The organism is Methylosinus sp. DMC45 (assembly GCF_056313885.1).
This window is the reverse complement of record NZ_JBQUZK010000056.1, coordinates 566,948-581,398: the sequence shown is the minus strand read 5'-3', so window position 1 is coordinate 581,398 and position 14,451 is coordinate 566,948. Positions and strand designations below refer to the sequence as shown.

Below are 14,451 nucleotides of genomic sequence, written 5' to 3'. Positions count from 1 at the left end.
GCGCCGCGCCTCTCGTTTTTCATGCGGATGGCCGTGCTGCGCGGTGGCGTCGCATGGCGACATTGTGACGAAAGTTGTCACATTATTTCTGCATGATGACAAGCTGCTCAGCTTGCGCTCGTCCCTCTCGTCGCATCTTGTGGGATGACGAGCGGCCCGAGCCTGATCCGAGGTGTTAAAAGGGTCGGCGAGGAATTTGTGTGTGCTGTCACACAGGGCGCGAGCGCGCGTCCGCTCTATAGGATCGATGGGCGAGCGCGATCCGCGTCGCGCCGAAATGAATTGCAGCGGAGACGAGAAAAATGGACGCAATCGAAATGTCGCGCTGGTTGTGGGCGGATCGGCGCGCGCGCGCCGCTCGCAGCGAGGCGGGGCCGACGCTGAATGGCGCGAAGGGCCAATTCATCGAGACGCGCGGCGCGAGCTTGCGGACTCTGATCGCGCCGCAAAAGAATGGCGCCGGCGACAAGACTTTGGTGATCGTGCCCGATCCGCCCAATGTCATCGAGCAATATCTGCCGATCATCGACGAAATGTCGAACCATGCGCGCGTCATCTGTGTGGAGACGCCCGGCTTTGGCCAATCCTTCGTGAAATCTGGGTTTCGCTTCGACGTTCCGAGCTATTGCGAGGTCTTTGACGAATTTTTCGCGCAGCTGGAGATAAAGGACGCCGTGCTGGACATGGCCTGTCTCGGCGGCTTCGCCGGGGTCGCCTTCTCGGCGGCGCGGCCCGAACGCGTGCGTCATCTCATGCTGCAGCAGACGGTCTCGATCTCGCAGGCGCAGAAATGGGCGGCGGGAACCGATCGCATGAATTTGATTCGGCGGCCTTATGTCGGGCAGTTCTTCATGCGCGCGCTCGATCATGTGGTGGCGCGGCATTGGTATAAGGTCGCGATGCCGCCGGCGACCTCCGCCATCGCGCCGCGTCTCGCGGAAGAGGCGATCGCGGGTCTCGATCGCGGCGGCTGCTTTTGCCTCTGCAACGCCTATCAGGCCTTGATGGCGACGCCGGAGAAGCCCTACGCCGCCAGCCCGCGCAAGGTGACGATCGTCTGGGGCGACAGCGATCCCACCCATAATCTCGTGGCGACGATCGGCGATTCGCTGAAGGCGTTTCTGCCGGAGGCGGAATTCGTCCTCTTCGAGAATTGCGGGCATTTTCCCATGCTGGAAAATCCGCAGCGCTATCTGCCCATGCTGCGCGCCGCGCTCGACGCGGCGTGAGCTGGCTCGGCGCCCATGGGCGCCGCGCGCGTTCAGCTCGGCTGCGACAGGCGGCGCATTTCGGCGAGGGCGGGGTTTCCCTCCTCCTCCAGCCGGGCGATCGTCTCGAGGCCCCATCTGTAGGAGAATTCCGCGACCTCGCGGTGCTTGTCCCAGGTCATGAAGCTGGCGCCGGGACAGACCGGCGGCTGCACGGTGAGATCGAGCGCGCCGGAGAAGGCCGGCTTCTCGCGAATATTGCTGAACACCGCCTGCTGAATGACGCTCGCCAGCGAAGGGCAATCGGGCAATGGCTTGCGGCGCAGCGGATTGAGCATGGAGGCGAGCAGCTCGTTGCGGCCGGGCAGCGCGCGATAGTCGAAATCATAGAGGCGCGGATCGGAATTGCGCAGATCCACGACGACATTGGGGCCGTTCTTCAGCCCATGCATGGGCGCGATCGGCGCATTGTCGGAGACCGCGCCGTCGACCAGCATATGGCCGTCCTCGTCGAAGAAAGGCGGCAGCACGCCGGGAATGGCGCAGGAGGCGCGCACCGCCTGCCATGTCGGGCCGGAGCGGATCACGCGCATCGTATAGGTGGAGAGGTCGGTCGCGATGGCGAAGCTCGGCCGCCACAAATCCTCGAAGGCGATGGAGCCGTAGGATTGCGCCAGCGTCGCCTCGAGAATCGTATGGTCGAGCAGTCCGTATTTCGGCAGAGTGAGGCGTTTCAGCGCGGCGTTCTGCACGAATATCTCATGAATCGCCGCCTCCACCTCCTCCGGCGTCTTCAATTGCGCGAAGGCCACCGCCATGCCGGAGCCGATGCTGCTGCCGCCGAAAATATCGAAGACGACGCCCGCCTCCTGAAAGGCTTTCACAATGCCGATATGGGCGAGGCCGAGCGCGCCGCCGGCGCCGGCGACGAAGCCGATCGCCTGACCGGTGATGAAGCGCGCGAGACAATCGAAATCCGCGCCGGAATCCATCGCAACATGATGCAGCATGAAGACTTCGCGCTCGCGCAGCCAGGGCGCGGAGGGCTCCTGCGTCTGCGGCCGATGCGGATAGAGCCTGACGATGCGCCGGCGATTGGCGGGAAAGAGGGTGAAGGCGAATTGCTCGACCGGATCGAGCGCCGGCGATCCGTCGGCGACGGCCGTGATCAGCAGATCGGCCGAATTGAGAACGGCGCGGGTCCATTCGTTCAATTCGCCATCGGCGACGCAGAGAACGAAATCGTTCTCCTGCTCGAGCGCGCCGAGCCAATCGGCGACGGCGTAGCGGTCGAACGCGCCATCGGGGAAATGCGCGCGCGCGTCGGCGGAGGCGCGCGCGCAGCCGCGGGCGCGCGCATTGATCGCCTGCAGCAGGCGCGCGCTGAAACCTTCGGGGATTGATCCCCCGCCCGCGGCGATCAGCGCGATCACGCGCACGCGGCTGCTCTGGCGGAAATTGCGCCGCGTGATCTCGCCGAGACGGGCGAGGCGCTTGGCCAGCGATCGCGTGACGGCGCGCTGCATATCGGGGAACTGCGCGACCAGCGCGTCGAATTGCGCGCGGTCGATCTCCAGCACCTCGGAGTCGCGCATGGCGACGACGCTGGCGCCGCGCGGCTCGCGGGTGAAAAATCCCATCTCGCCGATGAGCTGATCCTTGCCGATCTCGGCGACAATCTCGCCATTGGCGGCGTTGACCACGCCGAACTGGCCGAAATTGACGATATAGAGCGTCTCCGACGGCGCGCCGAGCTCGATCAGCGCCTCGCCGCGCGCAATTCTGCGCAGCTGCACGCAGGATTTGATCTTATTGCGATCCTCGTCGTCGAGGTCTTGCCAGAAACTCTGATCTTCCGAAACGAGCGTCTTCGACATGGAAATACAGCCGCCCTGATACGTTCGCGTCGCGCGCCCCCGCGCTCGCGCCGCATGATCTTCGGCCGAGCGTGAGAATGCAAGGGCGGTTTCCGCGCGCTTTCGACGCTGGTCAGGCGGGCGCGGCGGTCAGCAGAGCGTCCAGACTCGCGCATTCCTTCGCGGTCAGGGAAAAATCGAATATCGCCAGATCGTCGCGCATATGCTCCTGCGACGTCGTGCCGGTGAGGCACAGAACGCCTTGCTGCGTCAGGAAGCGGAAGAAAATCTGCGCCCGGCCGCGCCCGTATTTTTCGGCGAGAGCGACGAGCTCCGGCTTCGCCAGCGTTTCGGGATTGGCGGTGAGCGTCCAAAAGCTCTGGTAGAAAATTTTGCGCTTTGCGCAGAAAGCGCGAATCTCGCGGTCATAGCCGGTCTTGGCGTAGAAGCGGTTCTGGATCACGGCGGGCTTCACCCGCGCTTTCTTCCACAACATCTTCAGCCGCGCCGGCTCGTAGCAATTGCTGACGCCCAATTGGCGCACGCCGCCCTGCGCCGCCAGGCTCTCCATCGCGCGCCAGGCCTCGAGAGTGTCCTTGTCCTCCGGGTAGGGGGAGTGCAGCACCAATCCGTCGAGACGATCCACGCGCAGATTGCGCAGCGAAGCCTCGAAGGACTGCCGCACCTGCTCGCCGATCGGAGCGGCGGCGTCATAGGGGATGTTTTCCGGGTCCTGCCCGCCGAAGGGCGTGAATTTGGTCTGCAGATAAATATCCGCGCGGTCGAGCCCGGCGCCGAGCGCCGCCGCCAGACCTTCGCCGACGCCCGGCTCATTGTAATGCTTGGGCTGGCAGGCGGTGTCGATCCCGCGAAAGCCGGTCCGCAGCGCCTCTTCCACCAGAGCGGCGGTGCGCTCCTTCTTCCAGGCCGTGCCATAGATGATGCGGGGCATGGAAACCCCGGAGGCGGAGACGATCCGGCTCGGATCCTCGCCGCGCGGCTCGGCGCTCATTTTGGGGCTTCCTCTTTCTCAGGCTCCGGCGAAAACCGTCAGCACGCCAGTATAGCCGTAGAGATGATGTCGGGCGATCTCGCCGCCGGCGAAAAAGCCGATCAAGGGCGTCTCGCCGCCCAGCGCCTCGTGAACCATGCGGAATTCCGCGTTGGGCTCGCCGAAATGCGGGCCGCCGCGCCCCGAGCAGCTGATATAGAGCGCGCCTCTCATGCCGCCCGCGGCCTCCGCCTGCGCGCGCACCTCCGCCACGATGCGGAGCAGATCATGCTTGGCCGCCTCGGCGTTGCGCTTGCAGAAGGCGAGCCGCATGCCGTCCTCGAGCTGCTCGGCGATCATCAGCAGCCCGCCCTTGCGGCCGACGCCGACAATGTGCCGCACTTCCGTATTGGCGCCGAACTGGCCGGGCTTGGCGGAGGCGTCCTCGCCAGTGGCGACGATTCCGGCCAGAGTCTGCGCCAGCTCGAGCCGCAGCGCGGCGTCGTCTATGTCGAGCGTATGCCCCATATCCTCGAGCACGCAGTCGAGCGCGCGCTTCTCGTCCAAGGTCACGAGGTAATTGCCCTGCGCGCGCGTGACGGTCCGCAGCGGGCCGATCGGCTGGCAGCCTTGCGTCACGCGCGAGAACACGGTCGCCTGCGGCCCGAAGGCGACGCCGGTGAAGCCGCCCGCCAAAACCTCGTCCGCGATGCACAGCGCCTTGTTGCGCGCCGAGGAGAGGCCGCCGAACTGATAGCCGGTGGTGAGCTTGGCGCTCGCGGCTTCCAGCTTGGCTTGCAGATCGGGCGTGCCGCCGCTGGCGTGGACCAGCGCGGTGAAGGGCTCGAAGCCCTCGGGCGTCCCCTCCAGCGCCTCGAGAGAGGAGAACAGCGCAAAAGCCTCGGCGGGCAGATCGGCCAGCATGATCGCGAGGCCCGGCGCGTCGAAATACTCCACCGCCTCGGCGCCGACGCCGACCCCCACCGTCCCGACGAAATGAACGCCGGGCAGGCGCGCGCGCAGCGCCGCCAAAATATCGCTCGCCGCCTGGGTGAAATAGTCGGTGAGATAGCACCAGCCGAGATTGGGCGCGGGCGCGTCGGCCCGTTGTCGTTCGATCTGCTCCAGGCAGGAGGCCAAGGCGCTCTTCCAGTCGGCGTCGCCGGCATGGGCGTAAATGAACTTGCTCATGGTCTCTTCCCTCGCGTCCTTGCGCGGGTAGCAACGACCGTGCCGCGGGGATGCCTTCCTCATCCTGAGGAGCGGCCGTAGGCCGCGTCTCGAAGGAGCCGCTCTTACCTCGCCGCCTCGACGGAGGCGGAGAGCTCGGCGAGATCGAGCAGCACGAAGGCGCCGCGGCGGCGCTCCAGCAGTCCCGCCCGCTCGAGCCGGTTCAGCTCGCGCGTCACCGCCTCGCGATGCGTGCTGACGCGGGCGGCGATCTCCGCATGGGTGGGGACGGGCGAGATCACGCCGCGATTCTCGCCGCCGCTATCGCTGCGCGCCAGCCGCAGCAATTCCGCGTGAATGCGCCCGCGCACGTCGAGATTGGTGAATTCATTGACCCGCGTGGTGAGGCGGCGCACCTCGCCGGTCAGTGTCTCGAGCACCTGATCGCAGACATTGGGATAGCGATGAATCACCTCGCGGAAGATCGCCGGGCTCATGCGCGCGATCACCGTGTCGGTTATCGCATGGATCGCCGCAGAGCGCGGCTTGCCGTCGAGCGCGGAGAGCTCGCCGAAAAACTCGCCCTCCTTGATGACGCGCAGCATCAGATCCTTGCCGGCGACGCTCTGGATCGACACGCGCACATCGCCATAGGCGACGAAGTAGATATCCGCAGTGTCGTCCTTATAATTGAGGATGCATTCCTTTTCCTGGGCGCGGCGCCAAACGCAGCGCGCGTCGAGCTGCGCGATCTCCTCCTTGGAAAGCGAGCGGAACAAACTAACGCGTGCAAGCGTCTGGTTTTTTCGTATCATGCCCCGCGTTCCTGAAAAATTCGTCTTGTCAGCGTTTCAAAGGATGGTCCATGTCGCTTTGGAGTGTCAACTTCGATTTGGAGCGCCGCACGCGCCTCGCCACGGGGCTCACGCTCTTCACCTATGCGGCCTGTCATTTCATTTCTCACGCGACCGGCCTGCTCTTTCTCGACAATCTCCAGGCTATTGGCCATGGCGTCATTCTCGCGCCCTGGCGCAGCAGCTTCGGCGTCGCTCTGCTGCTCTTCTGCTTCACCGTTCACATGTCGCTCGGCCTGTTTGCGCTCTATCGCCGGCGGCATTTGCGCATGCCGGCGATAGAGGCCTGGCAGCTCGGCCTCGGCCTCACCATTCCGCTGCTGCTCGCGCCGCATGTCACCGACACGCGCGTCGCCGTGCTCGCCTTCGGCTTGGAAGATTCTTATTTTCGCATTCTCTATCACTTCTGGATCAGCGATCCGACCTTCGGCCTGCCGCGGCAATTTCTGCTCATGGTCCTCATCTGGTCGCATGGCTGCATCGGCATTCACATGTGGCTGCGCTATCGCGATTGGTATCGCCGCCGCGCGATTCTGTTTCTTCTTCTCGCGCTCGCTCTGCCCGTTCTCGCCATAGCGGGGCTGCTCAACTCCGGCTGGGAGCTGATCCTGCGCGCCTATATGGACGAGGCGGTGATAGAGGCGCATGGGCCGCCGGCGAAAGGATCGCCGCATGCGCATGTGCCGGCGATGCTCGCGTCGATCATCTTCTATCTGCAGATATCCTACCTCGCGCTGCTCGCAATCGTCCTGCTGCTGCGCGCCTTGCGTAACATGCGCGAGCGCATGTTCGACACGGTGCGCATAGACTATCGCGACGGCCGCAGCATTCGCGCGCCTTTCGGCTTTTCCGTGCTCGAGGCCAGCCGCTTCAAGGGCATTCCGCACGCCTCCGTCTGTGGCGGGCGCGCGCGCTGCTCCACCTGCCGCATTCGCGTGCTCTATGGCGCGTCGGAGCTGCCGCCGCCCGGCCCGGCGGAGCGCGCCACATTGGCGCAGATCGGCGCGCCGGAGGGCGTGCGCCTCGCCTGCCAGACGCGGCCGAGCTGCGATATCGGCGTCTATCCCATGCTGCCGGCCGACAGCCCGCTCGACGGCCTGTGCGTTCTTCTCGATCAGGGCCGCGAGCTCTTCGTGACGGCCATGTTCGTCGATCTGCGCGACTCGACGAAGCTCGCCGCCAACCGCCTGCCCTATGACGCGATCTATATCGTCGACTCCTATATTCGCGCGACCACCAACGCCATATTGGCGGAGGGCGGCCATGTGACCAGCGTCGCCGGCGATGGCGTCATGAGCCTGTTTCGGCTGGACGGCGACGCCGCCGAGGGCGCTCGCGCGGCGCTCCGCGCAGCGAGCGGCGTCTGGCGCGCGATCCGCCGCGTCAGCCGCGATTTCGCGGATGATCTCGAGGCGCCGCTCGCCTTCGGCGTCGGCCTGCACAGCGGGCTCGCCATCGTCGGCGCCGTCGGCCCGACGGACCGGCAGTCGCTGCAGTTTCTGGGCGACACCGGCAATATCGCCGCGCGGCTCGAATCGCTGACGAAAGAGAAGAATTGCGTGGCGCTCGTCTCCGCTCAGACCTGCGCCGCCGCCGGCCTGCCACAGCCGCGCGCTTTCCTCGACGCGCCGATACGCGGCCGCGCGGATACGCTCAGAGCCTTTCCGTTCCAGGGGCTCGGCGATTTCGAGCGCTGGATCGCCGGCGAGCGGACGCCCGTCTGAGCCGATGCGCCCGCTCCCTTTAGGGAGAAGGAGGCGCGGGAGCCCGATCGTCCTCTCTCTCGCGCCACCTCGCTCGCCCGCATTCGGAGACCGTCGCCTGGACGGCGGCCGTGTCGAGGTCTTTCGTTCGGCTATTGGCAGACAACCTCATATCCCTGGCCGTCGGTGCAGGTGCAGCCGCCGAGCGACAGCGCCATCGCGCCGAGCGCGACGCCGATGACCAGCGTCAGAGCTTTCGCCCGGAGGCCGGCCAGAAAATGGAAATTGGAGAGATCGAGCTTCATGTCATCCTCCCTGGATGGATGTTGGAACGCGGTCGCAAAGCATCGCCCGCTTCCGAACTGTCGCTCGGCTCGCTCCCGAGGGATGTGGCGAAGGCCACAGGTCGCTTGGAAAACGCTCCGAATGGACGAAGCCTGTCGCGCCGGAATGCGTCTGGACCTGAAAATTGCATCGCCGCGGCGGCCTCCCGCGCCGATCGGAGAAACGCAGCCCCATGGCGGATATCGCTCGTTCCCTTCTCGCCTTTCTCTGCTTCCTGCTCATCGCCTTTGCGATCAGCGAGGATCGTCGGCGCATTCCCTGGCGCGTCGTCTTTGGCGGGCTGGCGCTGCAATTCGCTGCGGCTCTGACGCTCGCGCATTTTCCGCCGGCGAAGCAGGCCGTGCTGCTCGCCAATGACGCCGCGGAGGCGCTGCAGAAGGCGACCGAGGCGGGCTCCGGCTTCGTCTTCGGCTATCTCGGCGGCGGCCCCGCGCCTTTCGAGGAGAAGACGCCGGGCGCCGGCTTCATTCTCGCCTTCAAGGCGCTACCCATGGTGCTGACCATCTCGGCGCTGGCCTCGCTATTCTTCTATTGGGGCGTGATGCAGCGCGTGGCCGGCGGCTTCGCCTTTCTGCTGCGGCGCTCGATGGGGCTGTCGGGAGCGCTGGCGCTGGGCGCCTCCGTTCACATCTTCGTCGGCATGATCGAGGCGCCGCTGCTGATCCGCCCCTATCTCGCGCGCATGCCGCGCGGCGAGCTGTTCGCGCTGATGAGCTGCGGAATGGCCGGCGTCGCCGGCACGGTCATGGTGATCTACGCCGGCTTCGTCGCGCCTTTCCTGCCGGATGCGCTCGGCCATATTCTCATCGCCTCGGTGATCGCGACGCCGGCCGCCATAGCAATCGCCGCGGTCATGTCGCCTTGGGATATCTATAAGGACAATGCAGAAGCGCGGCTCGCCGTGGAGAATCCGCCGACAGGGGCCTTCGACGCCATCGTCAAAGGCGTTTCCGACGGAGTCGGACCGCTCGTCGGCGTCGTCAGCATGCTATTGACGACGATCGCGCTGGTGACGCTCGCCAATATGGCGCTCGCGCGTCTGCCGCAATTGGGCGGCGAGACGCCGAGCCTGCAGCTCGCTTTCGCCTATGCCTTCCGCCCCATCGTCTGGCTGATCGGCGTGCCCTGGAGCGAGACGCCGGCCGCCGCCGCGCTGATGGCGACGAAGACGGTGGTGAACGAGTTCGTCGCCTATCGCGACATGAGCGCGCTCGGCGCGGAGGCGCTGTCGCCGCGCAGCCGGCTGATTCTCACCTATGCGCTCTGCGGCTTCGCCAATTTCGGCAGCATGGGCATTCTCGTCGGCGGCCTGAATGTGATGCTGCCCGGCCGGCGCGCGGAGATCACGCGTCTCGGCTTGCGCTCCATTCTGTCCGGCACGCTGGCCACCTGCATGAGCGCCACGACCACGGGACTGCTGATCGGCGGCTGAAGGCCGCTCAGAAGCAGCCCTGCGCCTTCAGCTGCACGAGCCAGGCGCCGCAATCCGAGTGGCGCCGGCGCCCGTACCCATAACCGTGTCCGTGCGGGCCACGGCCCCATTCGTCCTCATATTCCGCGTAGCGACGACGCTCCCGCGCGCGCTCGTGGCGCACGCATTCATTGTAATTGTTCTGCATCGCGAGGCACAGCGGCACATTCGGCCCGGCCATCGCCGCCCTTGGGGCGAAGCCGTCGGTCAGCGAGACGATCCCGGCCATGATGAGGGAGAGGAGAAAGATGCGCGCCATTTTGGAAGAAACCTTTCTGTCGGCGCAGCTCTAGCAGATTCGCTCACGCTGAAACAGCGCGACGGCGCCGCCGGCCCGAGCGCCCTATCCCTGGCGCGGGGCGGAAGATTATTGCTTCAGCGCTTCCCGAAATCTGCAGAGCGTTACCTTGCAGCCGCGCTTTTCGGGAGGAACGCTCCTCGCCGAACACGCCCTCGCGTTCCATTTCAATGCGGAAAACGATGCAGAAACAAATCAGAAAAAAGACAGGGCCGTCGAGCGCGCCTCGACGGCCTCGACATATAGAAAAATACGCCTACGGGCGGATTGTTCGGGAAAAATAGGAAATCCAGCCGCCTATGCGGTCATTATCTCCCGATGGAAAAGCTTTGTGCGATCATGTGGCGCGATGGGAGGTCGCTCTCTCTGGTAAAAATATGATATTTACATATTGGTAACGCGATATACCATGAGAGGCGAGGCGGCTCCTCCGGGGAGGCCGCGAGAATGCTCATGGGGGCGACGGAATCGCCGATGCGTGTGCTGATCGTCGAAGATCAGGCGGAGATCGCCGCTCTGCTGGCGGAGAAGCTCGCCCATTCCGGCTTTGATGCGGATATCGCCGACTCGATCGCCGAGGCCCGCGCGGCGATCGAGGCCGTCGAATATGGCGTGATGCTGCTGGATCGGCGGCTGCCGGACGGCGACGGCGTCTCCATCATCCGCTCGGTGCGCGCGAGCCGGCCCGACATGCGCGTGCTGATCCTCTCCGCCATGCGCGACATAGACGAGATGGTCGACGGGCTCGACGCCGGCGCCGATGATTATCTCACCAAGCCCTTCGATCCCGCGGAGCTGATGGCGCGCATTCGCGCCGTTCTGCGCCGGCCCGGACCGCAGGCGGCGCCCTCGGCGCAGATCGGAGCGCTCAGCTTCGAGCTCGGGGAGCAGAGGGGCTTCATCAATGGCCGGCAGTTTCTGGCGCCCAGGCTGGAGCTCGTCCTGCTCGGCGCGCTGATGCGCCGCGCCGGTCTCGCGGTGATGCGCGCCGATCTGCTCGAGGAGATTTACGGCGCGCAGGGAGCCGATCAGGTCGACGCGCTGAAAATGCTGATCCACCGTCTGCGCCAGCGCCTGAAGAACCAAGGCGCGCGCGCCGATATCCACGCCGCGCGGGGCATAGGCTATCTCATTCGGAGCGCCGAGGAGTGACGCTCATGCGAGCGCCGTCGGCGCGCCTCGTCCTCCGCTGGTTGCGGCGCGCGCTCGTCGCCCATCTCGCGCCTTTGCGTCGCGTCGCCAGAACGTCATGGAGCGATAGGATAATTTTTCATATTTGGCGGGTCGATCGGGCGGATTGCCAAAATAAATCTTCTGGGTCAGTCTTGCGCTCGTCGCATTCTGTGATTGTCGGAAATTGCTTGTGCCGAGCATGAGGTTTTCTCGGGAGGCGTCGGGCGCGCCGCGACGAAGGGGCGCAGCGGTCGCCGCCGGGCTTCGCGCCCTTTGGAATTCACTTGTTCGGCGCCGAGCATTCGCCGCGCATAGGCCGGCCGGATTCGGCGTGGCGCTCGCGGCCATAACGGCGCTGGCGCTCTACGGCTCCGCCGACTGGGTCGGAGAGCAGGTCGGCGCGGCGTCTTTCGATTTCGCCACGCAATTGACGGCTCTCCTCGGCGATTTCGCGGCCGCGCTGGCGGTGGCCGCCGCCCTGGCGGCGCTCGCTCTGCTCGGGCGTTTTGGTTTCCGCTCCGGGAAGGAGGCCGATTGTTGCGCGGGCGACGCTTGCGCGCGCGCGCTTTGGGCGAATGGGCCGGTCGGCGCCTTCTGCTGGGAGGGCGGCGGCGAGGTGACGGAAGCCAATGACGAATTTCTCCGCGCGACAGGCTATGGGCGCGACGATCTCGCCGCCGGCCGCATCGACTGGCGGGTTGCCACGCGGCTCCGGGCGCCCGTCGAGACCAGCGTCGAGACGGATTTCGTGCGCAAGGACGGCGCGCGCACGCGGCTGCGGCTCCGTTTTGTCGCGCTCGATGCGGAAGGTGCGCGCGGCGTGGCTTTCGCGCAGGATGCGGCCGAAGCGCAGGAGCTGCGCCGGCAGTCGGAGCGGCTGCGGAGGCTGGAGCTGCGCGCGGTCGGCTTCGCACATGAGATCAATCAGCCGCTCACGGCCGCCGCCGCCTATCTCCAGGCCGCGCGTCGGCGCGCGACGCTCGGCGGCGGCGCGCGGCCGGAGGAGCAGCTCGCCGCCATGGACCGCGCCGGCGCGCAATTGTATCGCGCCGCGCGGCTCATCGGCGATTGGCGCGAGCTTTTCGCGCATGAGGCGCGCGGGCCGACCGAGATCGCGCTGCATCCGCTGATCCGCGAGGCCTGGGAGACCCTCCGTCTCGATCTCGGCGAGACGGTCCATGCCGAGCTGCGTCTGCGCGCCGAGCGCGATCTCGTGATCGGCGATCGGACGCAGATAGAGGAGGAGGTGATCGATCTCCTTCGCGCGGCCGCGGAGGCGGCGATCGCCTCTTCCCATCGCGAATTGATCGTCGTCACATCGGAGCGGGACGGCGAGATCGCCATGGAGATCCGCGACGGGAGCGCCGCCGCTATCGCGCCGCGCCCCGATCCGCGCGCCGCCGCGGCCGACGTCGCGCGATTCTCCTCGCAGAAAGAGGATGGCGGCGGCTCCGCCTTTCGGCTCGCTCTCCCACTGGCCGACTGAGCCTGTGGATAATGGGGGCAGCCGGCCCTGGCCGCTCGCCTGTCACCGGGAAATGCTCATAATCTTTCGCCCCTCGAAACGAGAGGCGGCTCACGGCTGCGCTGAAGCATATCTTCTTCCCAGGGCAAGCCGCTGAAAGTAAAAGCTATCGATTGCGAGCTTAGTATTAGTACCAAGCGATACTACTAAAAGTAATCACCCTATGGTATAAGTACTAGTGTTACCTACGAGACACAGACGTGGTCTTTCTGCTCGCGATCTATATTAGGTTGTTTCCTTTACGATCGAAGCGCGCTAAAGAAGAAGAGTAGTCGATCAATAGTGGATCAATTATTCCCCGACGGAATTTGCAACGGCGCAGGGGTTCGGCGTCTGCCGAACCCCTTTTTTCATGACGATCCGTCGGGCGCCGCAGGTTGCGGCGCCCGTTTTCTTTTGCGGAAGATCATTGGCTCGTCTCGAGATGATCGCTCGTGGCGCGCCGCGAAGGCTCGCCCTGCGACATATGTTTTCGACAGCGCGATCCGATCATTGGACCGGATCGCGCTGTCGAATTTCGCCTCGCATTGGAATTCGGATCGGTCGAACGCGCCCGAAGCCGGATCAGAGCCCCTGCGGACGTCCGGCGATCGACACCAGCAGCTCGCCGTCGCCGAGCAGGCGCTTGGCCACGCGGCGGGCGTCGTCCAGCGTCACCGAATCGATGCGGCCATTGCGCTCGTCGAGATAGGAGGGCGCGAATCCGTCGAGCTGGAGATTGACCAGCTGGCCGGCGATCTTCGTCGACGTGTCGAAGCGCAGCGCATAGGAGCCGGTCAGATATTTCTTCGCCTTGTCGAGCTCGTCCGCGCTCGGCCCCTCATTGGCGAGATCGGCGAATTGGGCCTGGATCACCTCCAGCGATTCACGGGCGCGCTCGTTCTTCGTCGCCGCGCCGCCGACCAGCATGGCGCATTTGTCATATTCGTTGAGATGCGAATAGACCGAATAGGCGAGACCGCGTTTCTCGCGCACCTCGTTGAACAGCCGCGCCGTGAAGACGCCGCCGCCGAGGATGTGGTTGACCACCACGGCGCCGAAATAATCGGGATCGTGCCGCTGCATGCCGGGACGGCCGAAGCGGATCGCCGATTGCGGCACGTCGAGATCGATGATGCGGCGCTCGCCGAGCGCGTGAATGTCGATCGCGGGCACGGGGGTGAGAAGGCTCTGCGCCGGCAGGGCGCCGAAGATCGCGTCCAGCTTGGCGGCGAGCGTCGCCGCGTCTATGGCGCCGACGACGGCGATTTTCAGATCGCTGCGCGCCAGCAGGCGGGTCCGCAGCGCGTCGAGATCGTCGCGCGTCAGATTTTCGAGACTGTCGAGATCGCCGCGCACCGGCCGTCCATAGGGATGGTCGGGGAAGGCCGCTTCGCGGAAGGCTCTGGCGACCAGCGCATCGGGATCATTGGCGTCGCGCTTCAGCCCGGCGGCGATCTGGCCGCGCACGCGGTCGATCGCCTGTTGCTCGAGCCGCGGCTCGCAGAGCGCGACGCGCAGCAGCTCGAACGCCTCGTCGCTGTTGCGGGAGAGCGTCTGCATATGGCCGGAGATGGCGTCGCGGTCGCAGCCGAAGCCGAGCCGGATCGCCAGATCCTCTATGGCGAGGTGGAAGGCGCGGGCGTCATAGGGCCCGGCGCCCTCGTCGAGCAGTCCGGCGAGCAGCGTCGCGAGACCCGCCTTGCCGGCCGGGTCCTGGGAAGCGCCGCCGCGCATGGCGAATTCGAGCGCGACGAGCGGAACCGCGTAGCTCTCGACGAGCCAGGCTTCGATCCCGCCGGGCGTGACGACGCGCTGAATGGTCTCGGCGCGGCTGCGCGCAGGCGCGATGGCGTGGGCTGTCATTGATTTACGCTC

At 65.7% G+C, this 14,451-nt stretch carries 12 protein-coding genes; 5 read left to right on the top strand and 7 right to left on the bottom strand.

The features are described 5' to 3' along the window. The first annotated feature begins 302 nt into the window (after positions 1 to 302). On the top strand, positions 303 to 1,229 hold the full coding sequence (locus tag ACT53T_RS21835) for an alpha/beta fold hydrolase (RefSeq protein ID WP_476162806.1): 927 nt from the start codon (positions 303 to 305) through the stop codon (positions 1,227 to 1,229). Between the two features lie 32 nt (positions 1,230 to 1,261). Here ACT53T_RS21835 and ACT53T_RS21830 read toward each other — a convergent pair whose 3' ends face one another. The 4 genes from ACT53T_RS21830 to ACT53T_RS21815 all read right to left on the bottom strand — a co-directional run bounded on the left by ACT53T_RS21830 (position 1,262) and on the right by ACT53T_RS21815 (position 6,040). Beyond that, a complete protein-coding gene (locus tag ACT53T_RS21830) occupies positions 1,262 to 3,085 on the bottom strand; it encodes a patatin-like phospholipase family protein (RefSeq protein ID WP_476162805.1) in 1,824 nt (607 codons plus the stop codon). Between the two features lie 112 nt (positions 3,086 to 3,197). Beyond that, complete coding sequence (locus tag ACT53T_RS21825) at positions 3,198 to 4,076, bottom strand: aldo/keto reductase family protein (protein ID WP_476162804.1); 879 nt, start codon at positions 4,074 to 4,076, stop codon at positions 3,198 to 3,200. An 18-nt stretch (positions 4,077 to 4,094) separates the two neighbouring features. Then, on the bottom strand, positions 4,095 to 5,246 hold the full coding sequence (locus tag ACT53T_RS21820; protein WP_476162803.1) for an FIST signal transduction protein: 1,152 nt from the start codon (positions 5,244 to 5,246) through the stop codon (positions 4,095 to 4,097). 104 nt (positions 5,247 to 5,350) lie between these two features. Next, positions 5,351 to 6,040 carry a Crp/Fnr family transcriptional regulator gene (locus tag ACT53T_RS21815; RefSeq protein WP_026191552.1) on the bottom strand — a complete coding sequence of 230 codons (690 nt, stop codon included), beginning with the start codon at positions 6,038 to 6,040 and terminating at the stop codon, positions 5,351 to 5,353. Positions 6,041 to 6,090: 50 nt separating this feature from the next. Here ACT53T_RS21815 and ACT53T_RS21810 point away from each other — a divergent pair, with 50 nt between their 5' ends. Then, a complete protein-coding gene (locus ACT53T_RS21810; protein WP_476162802.1) occupies positions 6,091 to 7,803 on the top strand; it encodes an adenylate/guanylate cyclase domain-containing protein in 1,713 nt (570 codons plus the stop codon). Between the two features lie 131 nt (positions 7,804 to 7,934). Here the strand turns inward: ACT53T_RS21810 and ACT53T_RS21805 are convergent, their stop codons facing one another. Continuing rightward, positions 7,935 to 8,087: a hypothetical protein gene (locus ACT53T_RS21805; protein WP_476162801.1), complete on the bottom strand. Its 153-nt coding sequence runs from the start codon at positions 8,085 to 8,087 to the stop codon at positions 7,935 to 7,937. 212 nt (positions 8,088 to 8,299) lie between these two features. On the opposite strand from ACT53T_RS21805, the gene ACT53T_RS21800 reads away from it, so the two are divergent. Then, entirely contained in the window at positions 8,300 to 9,559 is a 1,260-nt protein-coding gene (locus ACT53T_RS21800) for a NupC/NupG family nucleoside CNT transporter (protein WP_476162800.1), read from the top strand. A 7-nt stretch (positions 9,560 to 9,566) separates the two neighbouring features. Here the strand turns inward: ACT53T_RS21800 and ACT53T_RS21795 are convergent, their stop codons facing one another. Continuing rightward, positions 9,567 to 9,857 carry a hypothetical protein gene (locus tag ACT53T_RS21795; RefSeq protein ID WP_476162799.1) on the bottom strand — a complete coding sequence of 97 codons (291 nt, stop codon included), beginning with the start codon at positions 9,855 to 9,857 and terminating at the stop codon, positions 9,567 to 9,569. 513 nt (positions 9,858 to 10,370) lie between these two features. Here ACT53T_RS21795 and ACT53T_RS21790 point away from each other — a divergent pair. Together ACT53T_RS21790 and ACT53T_RS21785 are read left to right on the top strand one after the other, a co-directional pair. Then, entirely contained in the window at positions 10,371 to 11,048 is a 678-nt protein-coding gene (locus ACT53T_RS21790; protein ID WP_476162798.1) for a response regulator transcription factor, read from the top strand. Positions 11,049 to 11,400: 352 nt separating this feature from the next. After that, the gene (locus tag ACT53T_RS21785) at positions 11,401 to 12,555 is read left to right on the top strand and encodes a sensor histidine kinase (RefSeq protein WP_476162797.1); all 1,155 of its coding nucleotides are present in this window, start codon (positions 11,401 to 11,403) and stop codon (positions 12,553 to 12,555) included. Between the two features lie 603 nt (positions 12,556 to 13,158). Here ACT53T_RS21785 and ACT53T_RS21780 read toward each other — a convergent pair. Next, on the bottom strand, positions 13,159 to 14,439 hold the full coding sequence (locus ACT53T_RS21780) for a M16 family metallopeptidase (RefSeq protein ID WP_476162796.1): 1,281 nt from the start codon (positions 14,437 to 14,439) through the stop codon (positions 13,159 to 13,161). Positions 14,440 to 14,451 lie beyond the last annotated feature (12 nt).

Bases quoted from the DNA above. Each gene is read 5' to 3' on its own strand.
- ACT53T_RS21835 (WP_476162806.1), top strand. From the start codon at position 303: ATGGACGCAATCGAAATGTCGCGCTGGTTGTGGGCGGATCGGCGCGCG.
- ACT53T_RS21830 (WP_476162805.1), bottom strand. From the start codon at position 3,085: ATGTCGAAGACGCTCGTTTCGGAAGATCAGAGTTTCTGGCAAGACCTC.
- ACT53T_RS21825 (WP_476162804.1), bottom strand. From the start codon at position 4,076: ATGAGCGCCGAGCCGCGCGGCGAGGATCCGAGCCGGATCGTCTCCGCC.
- ACT53T_RS21820 (WP_476162803.1), bottom strand. From the start codon at position 5,246: ATGAGCAAGTTCATTTACGCCCATGCCGGCGACGCCGACTGGAAGAGC.
- ACT53T_RS21815 (WP_026191552.1), bottom strand. From the start codon at position 6,040: ATGATACGAAAAAACCAGACGCTTGCACGCGTTAGTTTGTTCCGCTCG.
- ACT53T_RS21810 (WP_476162802.1), top strand. From the start codon at position 6,091: ATGTCGCTTTGGAGTGTCAACTTCGATTTGGAGCGCCGCACGCGCCTC.
- ACT53T_RS21805 (WP_476162801.1), bottom strand. From the start codon at position 8,087: ATGAAGCTCGATCTCTCCAATTTCCATTTTCTGGCCGGCCTCCGGGCG.
- ACT53T_RS21800 (WP_476162800.1), top strand. From the start codon at position 8,300: ATGGCGGATATCGCTCGTTCCCTTCTCGCCTTTCTCTGCTTCCTGCTC.
- ACT53T_RS21795 (WP_476162799.1), bottom strand. From the start codon at position 9,857: ATGGCGCGCATCTTTCTCCTCTCCCTCATCATGGCCGGGATCGTCTCG.
- ACT53T_RS21790 (WP_476162798.1), top strand. From the start codon at position 10,371: ATGCGTGTGCTGATCGTCGAAGATCAGGCGGAGATCGCCGCTCTGCTG.
- ACT53T_RS21780 (WP_476162796.1), bottom strand. From the start codon at position 14,439: ATGACAGCCCACGCCATCGCGCCTGCGCGCAGCCGCGCCGAGACCATT.